This is a genomic window from Mesorhizobium sp. ORM8.1 (assembly GCF_053005525.2).
On record NZ_CM132600.1, the window covers coordinates 1,423,445 to 1,443,361 of the forward strand.

Consider the following 19,917-nt stretch of genomic DNA (forward strand, 5'->3'; position numbering starts at 1 on the left):
GGTGGCGAGCAACAGATGATGGGCCCGCGCCCTTTGCAGGGCGCGGGTCTCAGGGGATTAAGCCGCCTGGAGGGCGCGCTCGTTGGCGTCGTTCTCACCCAGTGCCGTGAGCGCCTCGTCGGTCGCCGATTCTTCCTTGAGGGTTTCCCGCAGAAGCGGGAGGGCGTCCTTCATGCCCAACTGCTCCGCCCAGGCGATCAGCGTGCCGTAGCGCGCGATCTCGTAATGCTCAACCGCCTGCGCGGCACCGACAAGCCCCGCGTCGAGCGCCGGCGCGTCCTTGTATTCTTCGAGGATTTCCGATCCTTCTTCCAGGATGCCGTCGATCGCCGGGCAGGTCTTACCGCGGGTGGGCTTGCCGAGCTGCTCGAAAATCTGCTCCAGCCGCTCAACCTGGCCTTCGGTCTCCATGCGATGTTTCTCGAAGGCAGCGCTGAGCTTCTCGGACTGTGCAGCCTTCGAGAGCTTGGGAAGCGTCTTCAGAATTTTCTTTTCGGCGTAGTAGATGTCTTTCAGGCCCTCGACGAACAGTGTCTCCAGGCCGTTTTCAGCGGTGGTCGTTTTGCTGGGCATCTTTGCCTCCTTTCCTATCGGGTCAAAGAGAGTAGCGCCCCGGCGACCGGGGACGCTGCAAGGTGATCAGGACTGTCCGCCTTTACGGCCGGCCTCTGATGCTTTTTCGCGATCGTCGGCGAAGTTGCCGCCGCCACCGCGATGCTGACCTTCGCGCTGGCCCTGATCGGCTTGCTGCTGGTCGGCACCGGACTGACGGTTCTGATCGTTGTTCTTGTGGCTCTGTTCGCCGGCTTTGACATGCTGTTCGTGGTTTCCACCTTGGTTGGGCATGAATCGTCTCCTGATTTGGAATATGGCTCCCCGCTCTGGATTCAATTCGGACCTCCATCATGGGTTCCGATTAGATTGAGGCTCCTGTGCTCGGCTTCGCCGGAACCGTAAGCACGTTATGCGTGTTGCTGGGAGGCTCAGGCCGATACAGTCCCAGGAGGTCGACATGCGCCAGCCGCGAACGGAACGAGGATCCTGCTTCTGCGGCCGCATCGTCGGCGAGGCGAAGGGCGAGCCGTTCTGAATCATTTTCGACCACGATCACGATTGCAGAAGGGAAGCGGGCTAGTCATCAGGGTTTCGAGGGTCAGATCGCCGGTATCTGCGTAGCGGGTCAGCGAGACGAAGAAGCGGTCGCTGAACAGGTCGGCCCGCAACGACGACCCGACGAACAGCACCTGCTTGCTGACCGGCCCGGCCGGCATGGTGGGGTGTTGGTCCAGCATCTTGTCCTTGGTCGGTCGGTTCTCGGGCGTGTAACCTTCAGCGGAGCGGATACCGGAGAGCGGCACGAGCATGGGGCCGCGACTGAGATTGGTGATGAACAGCTTGTCTTCGTCCCCGTCGCGGAAGGCGACCATGCTGATGGGCTGGCCGTTGCCCATGTCGCCGATCGTCTTGCCTCTCACTTTTGCGCCGTGCTTCAACTCTGAAACCGGAATGGTGACGAGCGGACTGCACGCGTAGGCGGCGACGAGCGTGTCCTCACCATTGATGGTGGCGAACGGCATGGTCCGGATCGGCGCCCGCGTCTCGTATAGGCCGTGAGCGAGGTGGTAGATTTCCACTTGGGTTTCGCTGGCGGCGCCAGTGAACGGATAGGGGATACGCCGCAGCGTGGAGGAGAACTCCTGGTTCGAGACGCCGGCGACGAACACATCGCCGTTGTGAAACTTCAGATCCACGATCGTCATGGATCGGAGCGGCGTGCGCGCCTTCTCCTCGAAGACCGCGGCCGGCGGATAGGGGAAAGAACCGGCCCGCGACTTAAAGGTCTTATCCTCGTCGGGAACGTCGGTCAGCCGGTGTACTGTCCTCTTCGACGATGAGAGATCGAAGGGGCGGACCTCGCCGGAAAGCGAGACGCTCACGACAGCGGGCTCCAGGCGATCGCCGTTGCGCACTCCGACAGACAGGTATGGCTCCCGCGTGACGGGATGGATGACCATCCCGTTCATCACCAAGCTCTTCACCGTCACGCCCAGCGCCTTGGCGATCTTCTCGTCGATCGACTCGAAGAGGAAGGGATCCAGCGAGGCTGGAGCTTGGCCCCGTTCCGTCTTGAAGGCGAAGACGGCTCCGAGCTTGTTGTCGCCCAAGAAGAGAACCCCGTCAGGGCTGAAAGCCAGAGCTCCCGCGGCTCGCGGGGTGATTTTGGCATTTGTGTTCACTATGGTCTCCATCGCTCAACTGATCATCCGCGCACGGCGTCCGCGGAGGCGTTTTGCCTGTAAGAACAGTGAGCCTTCAGCGAGATAGGCTGTAGCGATGCTGTGCGACTAGATGTTATTCCGAGGCGGAATGGAAGACGGCGACAGCCACGCACGCAAAGCGCGTTCCGTCTCATCGGCACCGCTTGCGTCACGACGCGACATCCACCTTCCCCTAGCGACTCGATCGAATTCACCCGCAGGCGCGGCAGCAGCCATTGTTTGGTGCACTGAATGAGCGGCTGCTTTTGGGCGCGGCGATCATCACTTCGAACGACCGGCATGAGGCGCATTGCCGACCGGCAGCCTTGGGCCAACTGACGATCCGTAGACAGGCACACAATGCGGACGATGTTCAGTTTATGTGATGCGGCTTAGGCGATCGACATACCCCGCCCGAACCTGTTGCTCGCGACAGGCTCACCCAGCGTATCGAGCCGCGATCAACCGAGGCCGGAGTGGTCGGGCGGTACCTCAGCCATGCTGAATGTCGAATAGCCCTTAGACGCAAAAACCGCCCCGGTCAGACCAGGACGGTTATTGATTTATGATGAAAGTGGTTGCGGGGACACGCGTCCTGACGCGGGGTAGAGCGGAAAGGAGCAAATGGGGCTCCAAGTAGCGACCATGGCTATTGCGAAGTTGATTTGCTGAACCGAGTTCGAATTCCGACTGAAGTGCCTGGGTACGAGCGGATCGAATTATAGTTAGTCGTCGGTTAGGCTGTCGCGCCCGCTCACAACCGGAATGACGTTTCCACCGCCATCGAAGATATGAATATCCCGCCGCCGCGCGGTGACATGGACGCTCTGCGAGCGCGCAACGAAACTCTCACCATCCACTTTGACCAGGAACTTTTCGCTGACGCCGGGCAGGTCCACATAGAGTATCTGCACCTCGCCGAGATGCTCGATGAGGTCGACGGTTCCGATAAATGCCGGTTCGGTCCCGCTACCTTGGGCGATCCGCAGGTTTTCCGGGCGGATGCCGAGGCTGACGGCGTCGCCTTTCGAAAGCCTATCCGGTTCCACAGCCAGATCGAGAGTGATGCCACAGTCGAGTCGGCAGCGCGCCGATGTTCCGGTGCGTTCGACGACAGTTCCTTTCAGGATGTTCATCGCCGGCGAGCCGATAAACTGGGCGACGAAGAGATTCGCCGGCCTCCGGTAAAGATCGGTCGGTGTGCCCAGCTGCTCGATATTGCCGTCCTTGAACACCACGATCCGATCCGCCAGCGTCATTGCCTCGACCTGATCGTGGGTGACGTAGATCATCGTCACGTCGGACATGCTCTGCTTCAGCTTGGCGATCTCGATGCGGGTGGCCACGCGCAGCGCGGCATCGAGGTTTGAGAGCGGCTCGTCGAATAGGAAGACACGTGGGTTGCGCACGATGGCGCGGCCGATCGCCACGCGCTGCCGCTGCCCGCCGGAAAGCGCCTTCGGCTGGCGCTCGAGATATTTGTCGAGCTGGAGGATTTCGGCGGCTTTGCGCACCCGCTCATCGATCTCAGGCTTGGTCATTCCGGCTATGCGCAGTCCGAAAGCCATGTTCTCGTAGACTGTCATGTGGGGGTAGAGCGCATAGGACTGGAACACCATGGAGATGCCACGCTTCGAGGGCGCGACGGCATTCATTCGCTCGCCATCGATGACGAGTTCGCCGGAGGTGATCGTCTCGAGGCCTGCGATCGAGCGCAGCAAGGTGGACTTTCCGCAGCCCGACGGCCCGACGAAGACGATGAGCTCCCCGACTTTATCTCAAGGTCGATGCCGTGCAGGACCTCCATATCGCCATAAACCTTGCGAATGTTTCTCAGAGACAAATCGGCCATCGTTCCCATTCCATCGGTTTGATTTCGGAGGCATGCGCCGTCAGGGGCGAGCCCGGCCAGGAATCGCGTCACCGCGTCCGGCCTCCTGTTAACGATTTCGAGGTCGTTCTTTCGCCGGATGGCGCGTCGCACGACCCGCGCGCCGAGATACCGCAGGGGTTCGGGCGGAAGCCGGGTGCGCTTGCCAATGCCGACCAGCCCACACCGGCTCCACGCATCGTCACGCCCGAGGACGAGGCTTGACATGATGCGGCCGGCGACCGGCGTCTGCGCAATGCCCGTACCGTTGAAACCCATCGCGTAGAAGATGTTCGCGTGGTCCTTCAGATGCCCGAAGACCGGCAGGTGCTCCGCCGTGCAGTCGATCGGGCCGCTCCAGTCGCATAGCACCGGCACGTCCTGGAGTTGCGGGTAGACCCGGTGCAGTTCCCGGATGTTGTCCGCGCCTTCGTCGCCGCCGCGGTTGAACCGGCCATCGATGCGGTCGTTATAGGCGATGCTGCCCGTGCCCCGCCCGAAGATGACCGCGCCTTCCGATGTGCGCTGGTAGTATAGCACGTGGTGCTGCGCGTCGCAGATCGAGGCGCCGTCCGTCCAGCCGATCCGCTCGAGAATGCCGGGCGCCGGTGCGGTCGCGATGACCTGGCTACTCACCACATAAAGATAGGGGTGAAGTTCCGGAATGGCCGAAAGCCAGGCATTGGTTGCCAGCACCACCTTGCCGCCGGAAAGCATGCCACCGGCCGTGCGCAGTTGCGGCCGGGGGCCGGGCGTGATTTGGACGACAGGGCTCCGCTCGTGGATGACGATGCTCTTTTCAAGAGCAAGCCGGCGCAGGCCGATGGCGAGCTTCGCGGGCTGCACGGTCCCCGCCCTCTCCTCGACGATGCCGACATAGGAAGCGCCCGAGCCCGTGCGGCGCTGGATGTCGGCGCGCTGAAGCGGCTGGAAGCGCTCTTCGCCAAGCGCGAGGCAGAGGTCGCGGGCGGCGGCCCAGGCCCCTTCCTGCGCGGACGAACTCGCCGTCCACAGCCAGCCGTCCAGCCTGAGGCCCATGTCCACGGCGCCGGAGGCCTGGAGGCCGCTCAGCTCCTCGATGGCGTCGGCGGTCGCGCGGCACAGCATCAGCGCATCGTCCTCGCCGACAAGCGCGCGCAGCATGTCGATCTCGGCGAACCAGCTATGAACCTGGCCGCCATTGCGGCCCGAGGCGCCGGAGCCGCAGAAATCGGCCTCGAGCACTGTGACGCGCGTGTCAGGCGACTGTTCCTTGATCCGCAGGGCCGTCCACAGGCCAGCATACCCGCCGCCGACAATCGCCACATCGCAGTCCGCTCCGCCCTGCAAAGGCGGCGTGGCGGCGTCGGCCTCTATGCTGCGCAGCCAGTATGAGCGATCGGCCTTCGCCGCCGGGACGGGCGGCCGCATCGTGATGGTGCTCATGTTCCGGTCCTCTGCGTGCCGCGGATGGCATCGTCATATTTGGCAAGCAGCCATTGCGGGATCGCCCGGATGGGCTGCGGGAAGCCGCCGAGATGGGTGCAGGTTTCCGACGCCCTTTCGGCGGCGAGCTCCAGAGCGGCTCTGCCCGGTTGGTCGGCGATGAAGCGCGACGTGATGAAGGTCGCGATGAAGCTGTCCCCGGCACCGCAGGTGTCGACGACGCCGACCGGCACCGAACCCGCCTCGATCACCCTGCCGCCATCATCATAGAAGGAGCCGCGCTTGCCGCAGGTGATCACCGTCTGACGCGCGCCTGCGGCCCTGAACCGCGCGATCAGCGGTTCGACGGCCTCGGCCGGGTCGTCCGGGCCGGAGGCGAAGACCAGCGGCACGCCTTCCAGCGAAAGGTCGAAATGCCGGGTGGACATGTCGATGCTGAAAGACATGTCATCCGCGACGAGCCTGCGGACGAGCTTTTCGCTAGCGTTCGTCCCGAGATGGACCCAATCGGCCTGCCGCAGCGCCTTGTAGCGTTCGGCACTCGGAACGTAGTCCTCTCCCACGCCGAGCGATTCGAGAACGAAGCGCCGTTCACCGGCATCGTCCGTGAGCAGCGTTACGGCGGAAGCGCCGGGACGGATTTCGACATCGTTCCGGTCGAGCCCCGCGTCCTCAATGGCCGCGAGCATGATGTCGGCTTCCGCATCCTGCCCCAGCGCACCGAAATAGCGGGCGCTCAGCCCGTGCCGCCGCCACTGCACGGCGACATTGAGCGCGTTGCCGCCCACGGTGACGAAACCCTTGGTCAGGTAGGCGTCGAGGCAATTGTCGCCGACGGCGATCAGCTTGGGACTGGCTTTCGTCATTCCTCGTCCGCCTGATCGAGATGAGATGCAATCGCGTCCAGGCATCGCCGCCAGGCGGAAACGGGGTCGAGCGCATAGGAGCCGTTGCCGAAGGGTTCGAAGGTCAGCGTCCCCGCAAATCCCTGTGCGCCAAGCTGCCCGAGATGGTGGGCGAGCGGCAAGTTCCCGTCGCCCCAGGCAAGATGCCCGGCCGGCGTCCCGTCGACGACATGGACATGCGCGATACGCTTTCCGAACCGCTCGAAATAACCGCCGACGCTGTCGCCCGCGGTCGCCATAGCAACGAGATCGAGAACCACGTCGACATCGTCGCCGTCGAGCGCGCGCCAGAGAGCGTGAAGCTGATCCGCATTGCTGACGATGTTGCTTTCGAGGCGCTGCAGCGGCTCCAGAAGGCAGGCAACGCCGAGCGACCGCGCATACGCGGCGATGCGGTTGATCGACGCGACCGAATGCGCCCAGGCGGTTTCCCTGCTTTCGCATTCGAAGCCGCGGCCCGGCGTCAGGAAAAGATATCTCGCACCGAGTTCCGCGCTGATATCGACCGCGCGCATGAAGCGCTCGACGCTGGCGTCCCGATAGGCGCTGTCGCCGGAGGCGATGTTGATCGGATAGAGAACCTGCTCCGGCGTGAAGCAGCGAACGCTCAGGCCGTTGTCGTCGAGGATCGACTTTACCTCGGCGAGCCGCGCGCGGTTGTCGTGGAAAAGGTCGAGATGCGGGGCGACGCCCCAGAATTCCATCCCGTCGAAGCCCATGGCGCTGAGCTTTTCGGCGGTCCAGCGGAAGGGATAGTGCTGAAAGGAGAAATTCGCACCGATAAGCTGTCTGCGTTTCAACATGGACCTTGCCCTATTTTCCGATGCCCTCGGCAAGCCCGCGGACGAAGAAACGCTGAGCCGCGAAGAAGACCATGACGATGGGAAGCGCCGAGAGCGTCATGGCGGCGAAGACGACGGCGTAGTTCGTGCCGTGCTTCGCCATGATGGAGGTCAGGCCAACCGGCAGCGTCTGAAGGTCCGCGCCGCTGGTGAAGATCATCGCGAAGAGATATTCGTTCCAGGCAAAGAGCACGTGCAGGATGACGCAAGACACCAGGATCGGCTTGCACAGCGGCAGCGTCACCTTCCAGAATATCTGGCCTTCGCTGGCGCCATCCATGATGGCAGCCTCGTCGAGATCGCGCGGCAGGCCGAGCATGTAAGCGCGGATCAGGAAGGTCGTGAAGGGGATGCGGAAGGCTGTGTAGAGGATGATCAGCGCCCAGTAGGTGTTATAGAGGCCGAGGTCCTGCATCATGCGCACCAGCGGGATGACGGCGACCGTCGGACTCAGCATCAGGCCGCCAAGCACGATACCGACGAACAACGGCTTGCCCGGCAGCTTCGAGCGGGTCAGACCATAGGCGGTCCATGCGCTGACCAGCACGGTACAGAAGGCCGATCCGAGCGTAACGATGACGCTTGTCGCGATGTAGTTGCGGATACCCTGGTTCCAGGCGGCGATGTAGTTGGTGAGGCTGAAGCCGGTCGGCAGCGCGAACGGGTTACCGAAAATCTCCGCATTGGTCTTGAAGCCGTTCAGGGCCATCCAGAACAGCGGATAGAGCACGACGATGCCGAGGCTGGTGAGAAAGGTGACAAGGCAGACCTTCGCCAGCACGGCGACGAAGTCCGTGCGCTCCGTCTGGCGCGGCTGATAGGAGTGGCTCACAGCTCGACCCTCCGCCTCTTTGTGTACCAGAGCTGTGCGAAGCCGGTCATGAGCGTGATGACGAAGATGACCGATGCGATCGCCGCGCCGTAGCCGAAGTCGTTTTCGATGAAACCTTGCTGATAGAGCCACGTACCGAGGACCTGGCTGCTGTTGTTGGGCCCACCGCCGGTCATCACCATGACCTCGTTGAAGACCTGGAACGCGCCGGTGATGGTGATGATCACCATCAGGCCCGTCATTTCCCGCGTCAGCGGAAAGGTGATGCTCCACAGACGTCGCCAGGTTCCGGCTCCGTCCATGATCGCCGCGTCATAGAGGTCGCGCGGGATTTTCTGGATGGCGATGGCGAACAACAGTGTGGAGTAGCCGAACCCCTGCCATTGGCTCATGGCGATGATGGCATAGATGGCGGTCTGTTCCTCGCCGAGCCAGGAGCGCGACCATTCCGCCAGGCCGATCTGCGTCAGCGCCGAATCCAGAAGGCCGATGTCGGGCTGATAAATGAAGTAGAAGAGAAGGCCGGTCACGGTGATCGAGATGGCCGAGGGCACGAAATAGACGGCGCGCCAGAAGCGACGCCACCTTTCCCCGGCGAGTCCTTCGATCAACGCCGCCAGCACGAAGGCGCCGAAAACCTGGAAGACAACCGAGATGACCGCATAGAGCGTATTGTTGACGATCGACGTCCAGACCACCGGATCGGCTTGCAAGCGGCGGTAGTTTTCCAGTCCGACGAAAGCGGTTTCGCCCGTGAAGATGTCCTGGTTCTTCGTGCTGACGACAAAGTTGTCGATGATCGGATAGTAGACAAACCAGAGGATCAGCACGAAGGCGACCAGGATCCAGCGGAACGACCAAACCGCGGCCAGAGGGCCGAGCCAGTCCCTCTCGGACCGGCTCGACCCGACAAAGCCGATTTTGACGGCTTCACCCCCGTGCCCAGGCTTCATGACGGTCATCGCTGGCCAATCCCTACTTGGACGAAGCTGCCGCTTCCTTCACCCGCTCCATGACCTGTTCCGGGGTCATCGAGCCGCCGATCAGCGCCTGCAGGCCGGAGAGCCAGGCGGCCGCTACGCGCGGCGGGTTCGCGGTATCGAGCCAGGGCATGAGGTAGGAGGAATCAGCGATCACCTTCAGGCCGTCGACGACGGCCGGGTTCATGCTCTCCGCCGAATAGCCCCCGACCGTTGCGCTCGGCTGGCCATAAGGCGGCGCCGACAGAACCTTCCCGTTTTCGGCTGAGGTGACGAAGCGCATGAAATCGATCGCCAGCGGGACGTTCTTCGAGGCCGCATTGATCATGTAGCCTTCCGGCGCGCCTTCGATGGCTTTGACATCGCCCTTGGCGTCCTTCGGGACCGGCAACTTGAAGAAACTGAAGTCCTCGTGCTTCAGCGCGCCGTCGGCCGTCGACTGATCGAACTCGATGATCTCCTGATAGTACATGGCGGACTTACCGTTGCTGAACTGCTGCAAGGCGGAGGCATAGGAGGAACCGTTGGTGCCGGATCCGTCCGAACATTCATCGATGATTTGCTTGTACTGCTTCAGGCTCTCGACATAACCGGGATCGGTATATTCGGCGGTGGCCGGAACGAAATCCTTCTCGAGGGTCGCCTGCGGCACATTGTAGGCAAGGAGCTGGCCCGCATAATGCACGCCCGGCCAGCCTTCCTTGTTGCCGTAAGAGATCGGCGTGACGCCGGTCTTCTTGAGGGCCGCGCAGGCGCTCAGCAAGTCGTCGAAGGTCTTGGGCTCCGCAATGTCGGCCTTTTTGAACAGGCTCTTGTTGTAGCCCATGAACTTGGCGTCGAGATAAAGCGGAATACCGTAGAGCTTGCCATTGTACTGGAAGGCGGAGACGGCGGCGGTCGCGAGCGTCTTGCCCCATTCCGTATCTGGCCCGATGACGGGGGTGAGATCGACGGCGCGCTTGCCGCGCACGAAGTTCTCGCCCCAGCTGCCTGTCCAAGTGAAGTAGACGTCCGGGAGCGAATTGGAGGCGACGAGCGCCTTGGTCTTGCCCTTTACGCTGTCGTCGCTCTCCTGAATGAGTTCGACCTTCACACCAGGATGAAGCGCTTCATATTTCTTGGCGGTGTCGACGAAAAAAGGAGAGAGCTGCTGCAGGCCGAATTTCGTCAGGACGCTGACCGTGCCCGTATAGTCGACCTTCGCATTGGGATCAGCAACGACCGCGTCGGCGCCGGATGCGGCACTGATGCCGCCGACGACGAAGGCGACGATCGCCGCGAGGCTGGACGTGCTCAAGAACATATTGGCTTTCATTTCGCAGTTCCTCTCTGTTGTTTTCGTCAGGCATGCAGGCAGGCGTGCGGTCCGGCGGCGTCGTCCGACCGCAAAGCTCAATATTCGACGCGCTTGTAGTAGCGGCGCGTGGTCAGCGGATGGTCACGCAGCACCTCCAGATGCGCGCTGAGGCGCTCCAGCATGGTTGCAAGGATGATCGGCGAGATGAGGCCGCGCGTCCTGGCCGAGATACCCGGCAGGTTGGCGGAAGCCGCATCGAGGACGCGCACCTTGCTGGTGTAGCGCTTGGCGAAGTTCTCCACCCGGTCGGTCAGTGGCCGGAACGCATCCTCGCCCTTGAAGATGAACAGGCTGACGCCCGGTTCCACCAGTTCGAGCGTGCCGTGGAAGAAGTCGGATGCCTGCACCGGGCGGGTACGGATCCACTGCATCTCCTCGAGGATGCACATGCCGTAGTAGTGCGCTTCCGGCCAGACGGAACCGGCGCCCGTGAAGATGTGGTAGGTCTCGTCCTTGATCTCCTTGGCGAGGGCGGCGGCCTCGGCCTCGTAGCCTTCCTTCACCGAAACAAGCAGCTTCGGCAGCAGCGCGAGCTCGGCCACGGTCGCATCGAAATCGGCATATTCGCCACACTCGGCCAGGAGGGCCAGCACGATGAGAAGGGTCTGGAGGTAGAAGGATTCCGAAGACGTGTCGTCCTCGGCAAAGTTGGTGAAGTTGTAGTCGGCGTCGCGGCCAAGCGGCGTATCCTTATGGCCGGTGAGCGACAGCGTCTTGACGCCACGCTCCTTCAGGAAGGCGAGGAGCTGCACGCTTTCCTTGGTGGTGCCGGAAAGCGAGGGCAGAACGACCAGCGCCTTCTCGTCGAGGCCCGCCGGCGGCTCCAGCACGACCTGCGCGGAATAGGCAGCGGAAACCGGGAAAAGCGTCGTGTTGCGCGCAAGCTCGATGGCCGGCAGGGTCAGAAACTGCACGCCGCCGGTTCCCATGAAGAAGATGCGTTCCAGACCGCCGTCCAGCAGATCGCGTATCAGGACGCGCACGTCCTTGGCGATTGCAATCGCGCCGCTTTGGATCTTCACAAAGCGATCCCTATCGAAGTTGAGCATTTGAACCTTCCCGTTTTTGCGTTCCGCACTGGTCCCGAATCACGCGGGCGTCTTTACGCAATGATCTTGAGACAATGTGAGATCGATCTCACACGCATTTAGCGCATGAGAATTCGATGCTGGCAAGTAGGGTTTCAAAAAAACGCGTTTTCGCGGTTCAGCCGCGCCGGCTCACGGACCCGCGAACGATCAGCTTGGTTTCAAAGCGAACTTTTCGCGGCGCATCGGTGTTTCCGGAAAGCCGGTCGAACAGCAGCCGGGCCGCCGCGCGTCCAATTTCCGAGACCGGCTGCGAGACGACGGTGATCTGCGGATCGGTGAATGTCGCCAGGTTGAAATCGTCGAATCCGATCAGCGAGACATTGTGGGGAATGGAAATCCCCATCGAACGAAACGCGAGAAGCGCGCCCTGCGTCATGAGGCTGTCGACCGTGAAAAGCGCCGTCGGCGGCGTCTTTTGGCTGAAGAGGCGTATCGTCGCGTCGACGGCATGCTCCACAGTGGATTGCGAGACCGCGATCGTCCGTTCGTCGGGTGCGAGGCCGGCGGCGCCAAGCGCCGTCTGGTAGCCGGTCATGCGCTCGCGGGAGGTGAAGATCCGCATGTCGTCCTGCAGCAGCCCGACACGGCGGTGGCCCATGGCGATCAGATATTCGACCGCCTTGCGGGCTCCTCCCTCGTTGTCGACCACGACGCTGTCGCAGTCGACGCCCTCGGCTACACGGTCGATCAGGATCAGCGGCACGTTTTCCTTGATCAGGCTTTGCAGATGCGCATTGTTCTCGGCTGATGTGGGTGCAACGATGAAGCCTCGGACCGAAAGCGATTGGAGGCTCGCCAAGAGCGAAATCTCTTGATCAAGTTCCTCCTCGCTGCTGCCGATGACGAGATTATGCCCGCACTCGCGGGCAAGCACTTCGATATCATGGGCGATCCGCGCGAAGAACGGGTTCTGGATGTCGCCGAGAATGCACCCGACAATCGGCAGTTGCCCGTTGCGCAATGCCTGCGCCAAGCGATTGCCTCGATAGGCGAGCTTTGCCGCCGCCGCCTGCACCTTTTGGGCAGTCTTGTCGCCAACATACCCGTAACTGTTCAGGGCGCGCGCCGCGGTTGCGCGCGATACATTCGCAAGTGCCGCCACATCCTTCAAAGTTGCCGGTTTGCTCCGCGCCATGCGACCCTTCGATTCTTCGGGCAGGACCCTTCCTGCGGTCACTGTTTTAGCTTCGGGTCTTCGGCTAGCATAGGCCCCCTGTCGCCACGGAAGCACCTTGGGATGTAGCTCAGTTGGTAGAGCACCTGACTGTTAATCAGGAACGCAAAAAAGCCCCGGACAAATCTGCCGGGGCTTTCTGGTAGGTCCGCCGAGTTTAGAACTTGTAGTTCAGACCGACGCGAACGGTGTGGAAGGGGACTTTGGCTTCGATGCCAGGCCCTCCGAGTCCGGCATCGAACGTCGCTTTGCCCAGGTCCGTGTAAAGATACTCAGACTTCAGCGACCAATTGTTGGTGAGGGCGTATTCAGCGCCTCCGCCAACGGTCCAGCCGGCCTTGGTCTTGGACAAGCTGGTGCCAGGGGCCTCGATCTTTTCATGACCGTAGGCCAAGCCGCCAGTGGCATAAACCATGAAGCGGTCGACGGGCGTATAGCCGATGCGAGCGCGCAGCGTGCCGAACCAGTCTACCTTTACGTCGATAGAGGGGCCGCCGAGCGATATGTCGGCCTTAACGTCCGAAGCCTGGAAGTCGGCTTCGACGCCGTAGACGAATTGGCCAGACTGCCAGTTGTAACCAGCCTGAACGCCTCCCAAGAAGCCACTTGCACTGAGGTCGAAACCACCAGGGCCGCCGCCGGAAGGAGAAAGATTAAAGGTGCCGAAACCGCCGCCGGCATTCACGCCGATATATGCGCCAGTCCAGTCATAGGAAGCAGCCACCGGTGCCTCCTGCAATACGTCAGCCGCATACGCGGAGCCGGTAGCGAGAACGAGAGCGGTTGCAAGAAGAATCTGTTTCACGGGAATAACCCTTTGTCGCCTGCTTATGTCAGATGAATGCCTTAACGACATCACCATCCGAGTGGGCATAGGGTTGTCGCGGAAAGCCTTACGTTGTCAACGCTCCCAAATCCGGAGCCGAGACTATTTCCTCGGGTGATACATAGAAGCCACAGCTTCAGCGTGTGCCGCAGATGGCCTATTGGGCGATCATGCAAAACCGCCATAGACCTGCCTGCCAGGACCGCCATCGCTGGCGCCTGCGGGCGATATCACCGCGCGCCTGCTCAAGGGCGAACAGCGTTTTTTTTGAAGCTCAGCCCCTCCCGGAGCAGGAACGACCACACCGCTTTGTGCGAGACTTTGACTCCGCGCCCGGCCAACTCATCCTTCAGACCGTGCAGCGTCAGTTGACCTGCGTGCCAACGGCTTTACCTGCGTTGGCACCCAGTTCCAAGGAAGCAGTTGCTCCAGCTTGAAGATCGGACCGTCAACGCTAGCGCCCCAGCCCACTATGCCGTGACGCCAAGAGTTCCAAGTCCAATGAGCTGACACAGCGACCCGCCGAAACGTAGAACCTAGTCTCGCCAGATGACGCAAGAGGCCCGCTCGCCCGATGCGCGGTCATAAATCCTTTTCGTGAATATTCCGAAATCGCTCTCGGGCTGCCACATGAGATCGCGGGTAAAGGAGCGCAAACCCACCGTCTCGGCAGCGTCCTCCGGAGAGACTATGAAGCGGGACTGAACGCCTTGGCGCTGAATTTCGGCTGCCGGCACGATCGAGACATCCGGCCTCCAAACGCAAAAACCGTCCCGGTTAGACCGGGACGGTCAGACTGCTGACAAACCCCTGGCATTTGCCGGGGGTTTTTGATTCACTGGGTCATGTTGAAGCGACCCGCCCCTGAACAGACCGCGCTTGAGATGGTAACGTTGGATCAGCTGGTTCCGGCTGATCACTTGTTGCGCAAGATCGATCGAGCGATCGACTTTTCCTTCATCCACGATCTGACAGCGCCCTTGTACTGTGCCGACAATGGTCGGCCGCCGCTCGACCCGACCTTGATGTTCAAGGCGCTGTTCATCGGCTACCTGTTCGGGGTGCGCTCGGAGCGGCAGTTGGTGCGCGAGATCGAGGTCAATGTCGCCTATCGCTGGTTCCTGCGGCTGAAGCTGACCGACAAGGTGTTCGATGCCTCGACGCTGTCGCAGAACCGACGCCGTCGCTATCAAGACGAGACGGTCGCGCAAGCGATCTTCGACCGCATCGTCGAACAGGCGATCGGGGTGGGGCTGGTGGACGGGACGGTGCTCTATACCGACAGCACACATCTGAAGGCCAACGCCAACAAGGGCAAGTACGACCTTGCCATGGTGGCCAAGTCGCGCGCCGACTACTGGGCCGATCTGGACCGCGCCATCGAGGCGGAACGGACGCTGCATGGCCAAAAGCCGCTGAAGGCCAAGGAGCGCAAGCCTGCGCAGAAGCAGACCAAGATCTCGCGCGCCGATCCGGATGCCGGCTACATGGTGCGCGAGGGCAAGCCGAAGGGCTTCTTCTACCTCGATCACCGCACGGTGGATGGGCGCTGCGGCATCATCACCGACACATACGCCACGCCGGCCAACGTGCATGACTCGATCGTCTATCTAGGCCGGCTCGACCGTCAGGTTAAGCGCTTCGGCTTCACCGTGGCGGCGGCGGGGCTGGATGCCGGCTATGCCACGCCGGGCATCGCCAAGGGCCTGGAGGACAGGAACATCAGCGGCGTCATCGGCTATCGCAACCCGACCCCGCCAAAGCCTGGCAAGATGAGAAAGAGCAACTTCGTCTATGAACCGGAGGCGGACGGCTATCGTTGCCCGCAGGGCCAGCTGCTCACCTACGTCACCACCGAACGCAGTGGCTATCGCCATTACAGGAGCGATCCAGCCATCTGCCGCGACTGTCCGCTGCTGGCCTCCTGCACATCAAACGCCAAGGCCGAGCGCACCATCACGCGCCATGTCTGGCAAGATGCCCGCGAGCGGGTCGACGCCAACCGGCTCACGGCTTGGGGCAAGGCCATCTACCGGCGCCGCAAGGAGACGGTCGAGCGCTCCTTCGCCGATGCCAAGCAGCTCTTTGGCCACCGCTACGCCCGCTTCCGAGGGCGAACTCGTGTCGCCTGCCAGTGCCTGATCGCAGCCGCCGCCCAGAACATGAAAAAGATCGCAATCAGCCTCTGGCCAAAGCTCAAACCGAGCCTCGCCTGAGGCCCATCGCCGCCAGCTGTCTCCTGACATCTCCTCCCGACACAAATTTGCTGAGCCAAATCAATCCGCAAAAACAAAACCCCGCCGAAAATCGACGGGGTTTGTCAGCGGTCTGACCGTCCCGGTTAGACCGGGACGGTTATTGATTTATGATGAAAGTGGTTGCGGGGACAGGATTTGAACCTGCTGGCTCGCTTGCGAAGTCGCCTATTGGGGCGCGAAGCCGCCGTCCATGACGTAATGAACTTGCGGCATCGTGCTAAGGCGCCGGAACGCACACGCACCGAATCTAGTGCACCACCTTGTCCATGAGCACCTGCAATTCGGGCCGAGGGAGCGCAAGCACTCGCCCCCTCGCCAGCACAGCGCTCTATAGCAGTGCTCGCCGGGAACGTACCGCCGTTAATAATAAATAGAAAAAATCGTTAAGTTATACTGCTGCGAACGGAAACCAACCCCTTTGAACGTCCTCACTATTCTGCAACGAACTGGCACCTTAGCGCGTACTAATATGAGTAGCAGGCAGAGCGCTTGCAGCACTTAGTACGGCAACCACAGGAGAGTGTCATGGCCAGTATCTTTGCGAGAACCGCCAAAGCATTGGCGAGTGGTGGAATGATCGCGGTAATGTGCATGCCGGCATATGCGGCCGGAATCGGCGTTGGAGCCGGGGCATCTGTTGGCGGAAGCGGCGGCGTCAATGCCGGGGTTGGTGCTTCCATTGGCGGTTCCGGCGGCGTGAACGCCGGGGTGGGCGCCTCGGTGGGTGGAGCGGGCGGCGTCAATGCTGGTGCTGGTGTTTCGATTGGAGGGGCAGGCGATGTCAACGCCGGCCTCGGAACATCGGTCGGTGGCACCAATGGCGTTAGTGCCGCAGCCGCTGCGACGGTGGGCCACCCGAGTGTTTTGAAGGCTAGACTTGGCGTAAAAGTCGGTGGCGCCAATACATTACGGGCAGGAGTTGGGGCTTCGGTCGGCGGTTCAAGCGGCGTCAACGCCGGTCTAGGTGCGTCTGTCGGTGGCTCCAGCGGCATCAATGCCGGAGCCGGAGCGAGGGTCCGGGGCACGAACGCTGTGACCGCCGGATTGGGTGCAACGGTGGGCGGCACGAGCGGCATTGGTGCTGGTGCCGGTTTAGGGGTCGGCAATGGGGTCAATGTGGGTCTCGGCCTCGACGGCGGAAACAATCCGAGCAGCCCAAGCAGTCCCAGCAACCCGAGCAATTCGACAGGTCCCAAACTGGCCAGTGCCGTTGCCGATATGTCGGATAGCAAGTTGGCTCGCATGAAGAAGCGGTGCGTGGACGTGCTCGGCAGCCAAGAGAGTTATGACCGCGATCTGCGCCAGCTCTGTCTGATGATAGCCGGCCGCTGATTGGACCGCCGGAATGGAAGTGCGAACCAACCGTGAGGCGGTGTGACACTCTCCTTGCCTCCGGCCAGTCGGAAAGCCCGCCACCCTCGAAGTGAAGGGCTTTTTGCCTTGCTTGACTGATAGCGGGAATAGCGGCCTGAACGAATCTCTCCGACGGCGCGCTGTGCTGCGGAGGAGCGGCCCGCTGTTGGCATTGCCGCGTGCCGCAACTACTTCAGAATCGGATCACGCCATTGGCCTGCAACAGGTAGAGGCCCGCGAGAACGATTGCGATCAGCACCACCCAGACGGCTGTCCTGCTCATGCACGAAATCCCATTGATCGGCAGCAATTAGCGCTGCGTTCGGTTGCGTTCGCTAGCCCAGCCCGCATGTAGGCCGAGACTGTCACAACGTTCGCCACATTCAACCGCTACCCACCTACCTATGATATCACTACCATGCCTCCTGATCACTCAAACCCTTTCCATAGACTAGCGCATAACCAATCGACCTGATGTCCTGATCTGTGACGTTGGAGGGGTCGGCGTCATGCCACAAATCGCCAACCGTGCAACGGCGAGCAGATCCAACGCGTGGCAACCTCGTCGACCGCTCCAGATCCGGTGTACTTCGGATCGATTACAGTGGTCATTGCCCACTCCTCACCAGCGTCTCTTGCGAGGCCATATCGTCGGGCCACATGATGTGTTCTCCATCCTCTGATGGTTCAGCGTCGTGGCCGTCGTCATCGTCGGCGTTGTCCAGTTCCAGGTCGTCCAGACAAAGCAGCGACGGTTCATCGACGGTCGTGTCCTCGAGGTCGCAATCCACCTCCATCATGTCGAGCGCGGTGATCAGGGCGATGGCGCGGTCTCGGAGGTCGTTCAGGCGTCTGGACCGATTGGCGCCGCTGGCGGGGGGCATCCCCTTCGGCATACCAAGAGGCCTGGTTGCACGGCGCGTGATGGCAGTGCGCCGTCACCGTCATCTTGCCGTTGATCAGTGATTGGAACGTCAGCCTTTTGCCATCGATTAGCGACCTAGCGGTTGCCTTGAAAGCGCGATCAGCTCCGCTTCGTCGACCACGCCGCTCATAAAATTGGCGATGATCCGAGAGGCCAGTCTGCTCTGAGATTCAGCTGATTGGTCAGGGGTTTTCATCTGCGCAAAAACCCTCCCCAGCAAGGCCAATTCGTCCGGATCAAAAATCCCGGCGTCCACGGCTTTTCGTCTGATAGGCATGTCTAATGCTCCTCCCGGAAATCTTGCAACGAAGCGTGCCGCAAGTCCTCTTCGCCACGAAGGTGTTTCACGCGGCCGATCAGGCCCGGCTTGACCCATTGAGTCGCCGGCCGCTTCATGCCCTTTGGCGCCGTCCCTGGGCGGTCCTGGACGCGTTTCCAAAGCCGTTCGCGCATTTCCCGGTTCAAGGTGATGAAGGCCGAGCCGACATAGCGCCTAGTGCCACGCTCTGCCATCAGGGCAAAGGCCGGCTTGCCCGGCTCGCGCTCGACGCCAAGCAGGTCGAATTCATCGATCGTATAGCACTTGGCCTTCAGCCAATTGGTCGAAGGTCCCGAGCGATATTTGCTGTCGTTCCGCTTCGATACAACGCCTTCAAGGCCGGCCTGGTCAACCAGATGAAAGACCGTGGCGCCGCTGCCTGGCAGCGCCTCGCTGAACTGGATCCGCTGTCCATCCGGGATCATCGCCTGCAGCACTTCGCGCCGGTCCTCGAGCCGCATGTCTCGCAAGTCGTGGCCGTTGAGGTGCAGGAGATCGAAGGCGACGAAATACAGATCGTGCTGGCGCCGGGTGATGGCTTTGCGCAACTCGCCGAAGTCTGAAACGCCTGCATCATTCAAGACTACTATTTCGCCATCGATAATCGCGCTTTGAACGGTGAGCCCTTTTGCGGCCTCCACGAGGTCGCGATATTTGGCCGTCCAGTCGAGCCCACGACGGGTAAAGATGCGAACCTCAGCGCCGTCAATGACGATCTGGGACCGGTAGCCGTCGAACTTTACTTCATGCAGCCAGCCATCGCCCTCCGGGGGCTTTTCGACCAGGGTCGGCATCAACGGCTGGATGAAGTCTAGCCGGCCCCCGCCAGCACGCTTACGCATGGAACGCCCCAAAAAACGCGAATTTGATTCAATATCGCACAGCCGTTTCAGTTCCGTTAGTGATTGGTAAAAAAGTAAAAGGCGGAACATTCGAACCGGGAGGCTGTTCCCCTGGAGGAGGAAACGGCCATGACTGAGCGGCAGAGCGAAGACCACCCTAACGATCGAAAACCCGTACCCGCTGAAGACCCGTGCGAGGTCGCCCATTTAGCCCGAAAGTTTCACCTCACAATGCCGGAAGCGAGAATGCTGATGCGGCAGCATGGCAACAATCACGCCCGACTTGAGAGGGAGGCCGAAAGCTTGTCTATCAGCCGCGATGATCAAGCTCTCCGATCTAGGGCCGCGAATCCCGGGTAAGCGACATGATGGCGAGCCGGCGCTCGAGAAGAACTATTTCTACCGTTGCCGATATTGCGGCCAGAAGCTCGATCAGCGCGATTTGCGCCAAGTTCTCTGGCATGAACAGGCGGGTCACGAGTCGCTAGAGCCGGAACTGATGGCCACTGTCTTGGAGTTCCCTGGGAAGCGGCTCCTTAAGTAGGAATGGGCCGCGCCCTGTTGCAAAGAGCCGGCCTGCCGTTAGAATGGGCAATGAAAAAGAACGTGATCTACGCGGTCTACCCGCCGCCAGTCTTTGGGCTACCCTTCCTGGCTGTC

General features: G+C 61.4%; 17 protein-coding genes and 3 pseudogenes. 3 read left to right on the forward strand and 17 right to left on the reverse strand.

What is annotated here, in order from left to right; all coding sequences use genetic code 11:
• Positions 1 to 57 precede the first annotated feature (57 nt).
• From ACVDG8_RS07525 to ACVDG8_RS07590, 14 genes and pseudogenes are all read right to left on the reverse strand, one after another.
• Positions 58 to 573, reverse strand: a complete 516-nt coding sequence (locus ACVDG8_RS07525; RefSeq protein WP_447254155.1) for a YciE/YciF ferroxidase family protein — start codon at positions 571 to 573, stop codon at positions 58 to 60.
• A 66-nt stretch (positions 574 to 639) separates the two neighbouring features.
• Complete coding sequence (locus ACVDG8_RS07530) at positions 640 to 846, reverse strand: KGG domain-containing protein (protein ID WP_447254156.1); 207 nt, start codon at positions 844 to 846, stop codon at positions 640 to 642.
• Positions 847 to 1,091: 245 nt separating this feature from the next.
• Complete coding sequence (locus tag ACVDG8_RS07535; protein ID WP_455707609.1) at positions 1,092 to 2,237, reverse strand: hypothetical protein; 1,146 nt, start codon at positions 2,235 to 2,237, stop codon at positions 1,092 to 1,094.
• A gap of 746 nt (positions 2,238 to 2,983) precedes the next feature.
• Positions 2,984 to 4,110: pseudogene (locus ACVDG8_RS07540) on the reverse strand (ABC transporter ATP-binding protein).
• Between the two features lie 297 nt (positions 4,111 to 4,407).
• Positions 4,408 to 5,553 (reverse strand): annotated as a pseudogene (locus tag ACVDG8_RS07545) (NAD(P)/FAD-dependent oxidoreductase); the annotation flags it as partial.
• A complete protein-coding gene (locus ACVDG8_RS07550) occupies positions 5,550 to 6,419 on the reverse strand; it encodes a PfkB family carbohydrate kinase (protein ID WP_455707610.1) in 870 nt (289 codons plus the stop codon). The pseudogene ACVDG8_RS07545 and the gene ACVDG8_RS07550, both read right to left, overlap by 4 nt.
• On the reverse strand, positions 6,416 to 7,261 hold the full coding sequence (locus ACVDG8_RS07555; RefSeq protein ID WP_447254163.1) for a sugar phosphate isomerase/epimerase family protein: 846 nt from the start codon (positions 7,259 to 7,261) through the stop codon (positions 6,416 to 6,418). Before ACVDG8_RS07555 ends, ACVDG8_RS07550 begins: the two co-directional genes overlap by 4 nt.
• Positions 7,262 to 7,271: 10 nt before the next feature.
• Positions 7,272 to 8,132: a carbohydrate ABC transporter permease gene (locus ACVDG8_RS07560; protein WP_447254164.1), complete on the reverse strand. Its 861-nt coding sequence runs from the start codon at positions 8,130 to 8,132 to the stop codon at positions 7,272 to 7,274.
• The gene (locus ACVDG8_RS07565; RefSeq protein WP_447254165.1) at positions 8,129 to 9,094 is read right to left on the reverse strand and encodes a carbohydrate ABC transporter permease; all 966 of its coding nucleotides are present in this window, start codon (positions 9,092 to 9,094) and stop codon (positions 8,129 to 8,131) included. Before ACVDG8_RS07565 ends, ACVDG8_RS07560 begins: the two co-directional genes overlap by 4 nt.
• Positions 9,095 to 9,107: 13 nt before the next feature.
• On the reverse strand, positions 9,108 to 10,427 hold the full coding sequence (locus ACVDG8_RS07570) for an ABC transporter substrate-binding protein (protein ID WP_455707611.1): 1,320 nt from the start codon (positions 10,425 to 10,427) through the stop codon (positions 9,108 to 9,110).
• Positions 10,428 to 10,504: 77 nt separating this feature from the next.
• The gene (locus ACVDG8_RS07575) at positions 10,505 to 11,518 is read right to left on the reverse strand and encodes an SIS domain-containing protein (protein WP_447254167.1); all 1,014 of its coding nucleotides are present in this window, start codon (positions 11,516 to 11,518) and stop codon (positions 10,505 to 10,507) included.
• A 157-nt stretch (positions 11,519 to 11,675) separates the two neighbouring features.
• A complete protein-coding gene (locus ACVDG8_RS07580) occupies positions 11,676 to 12,695 on the reverse strand; it encodes a LacI family DNA-binding transcriptional regulator (RefSeq protein WP_447254168.1) in 1,020 nt (339 codons plus the stop codon).
• Between the two features lie 196 nt (positions 12,696 to 12,891).
• Positions 12,892 to 13,539 (reverse strand): outer membrane protein, encoded by a 648-nt coding sequence (locus ACVDG8_RS07585; protein WP_447254169.1) that lies wholly within the window; start codon positions 13,537 to 13,539, stop codon positions 12,892 to 12,894.
• Between the two features lie 214 nt (positions 13,540 to 13,753).
• Positions 13,754 to 13,928: pseudogene (locus ACVDG8_RS07590) on the reverse strand (IS630 family transposase); the annotation flags it as partial.
• Between the two features lie 477 nt (positions 13,929 to 14,405).
• On the opposite strand from ACVDG8_RS07590, the gene ACVDG8_RS07595 reads away from it, so the two are divergent.
• Both ACVDG8_RS07595 and ACVDG8_RS07600 read left to right on the forward strand, forming a co-directional pair.
• Positions 14,406 to 15,776, forward strand: a complete 1,371-nt coding sequence (locus ACVDG8_RS07595; protein WP_447252026.1) for an IS1182 family transposase — start codon at positions 14,406 to 14,408, stop codon at positions 15,774 to 15,776.
• A 567-nt stretch (positions 15,777 to 16,343) separates the two neighbouring features.
• Positions 16,344 to 17,150, forward strand: coding sequence for a hypothetical protein (locus tag ACVDG8_RS07600; protein WP_447254170.1), 807 nt, complete (start codon positions 16,344 to 16,346; stop codon positions 17,148 to 17,150).
• 629 nt (positions 17,151 to 17,779) lie between these two features.
• On the opposite strand, the gene ACVDG8_RS07605 is transcribed toward ACVDG8_RS07600, so the two are convergent.
• The 3 genes from ACVDG8_RS07605 to ACVDG8_RS07615 form a co-directional block, all read right to left on the reverse strand.
• Complete coding sequence (locus ACVDG8_RS07605) at positions 17,780 to 18,067, reverse strand: hypothetical protein (protein WP_447254171.1); 288 nt, start codon at positions 18,065 to 18,067, stop codon at positions 17,780 to 17,782.
• A gap of 96 nt (positions 18,068 to 18,163) precedes the next feature.
• The gene (locus ACVDG8_RS07610; RefSeq protein WP_447254172.1) at positions 18,164 to 18,373 is read right to left on the reverse strand and encodes a hypothetical protein; all 210 of its coding nucleotides are present in this window, start codon (positions 18,371 to 18,373) and stop codon (positions 18,164 to 18,166) included.
• 2 nt (positions 18,374 to 18,375) lie between these two features.
• Positions 18,376 to 19,257, reverse strand: coding sequence for an ATP-dependent DNA ligase (locus ACVDG8_RS07615; RefSeq protein ID WP_447257259.1), 882 nt, complete (start codon positions 19,255 to 19,257; stop codon positions 18,376 to 18,378).
• Between the two features lie 129 nt (positions 19,258 to 19,386).
• Between ACVDG8_RS07615 and ACVDG8_RS07620 the strand changes: the two genes are divergently transcribed.
• Positions 19,387 to 19,617: a DUF3606 domain-containing protein gene (locus tag ACVDG8_RS07620; RefSeq protein ID WP_447254173.1), complete on the forward strand. Its 231-nt coding sequence runs from the start codon at positions 19,387 to 19,389 to the stop codon at positions 19,615 to 19,617.
• The last annotated feature ends 300 nt before the right edge of the window (positions 19,618 to 19,917 follow it).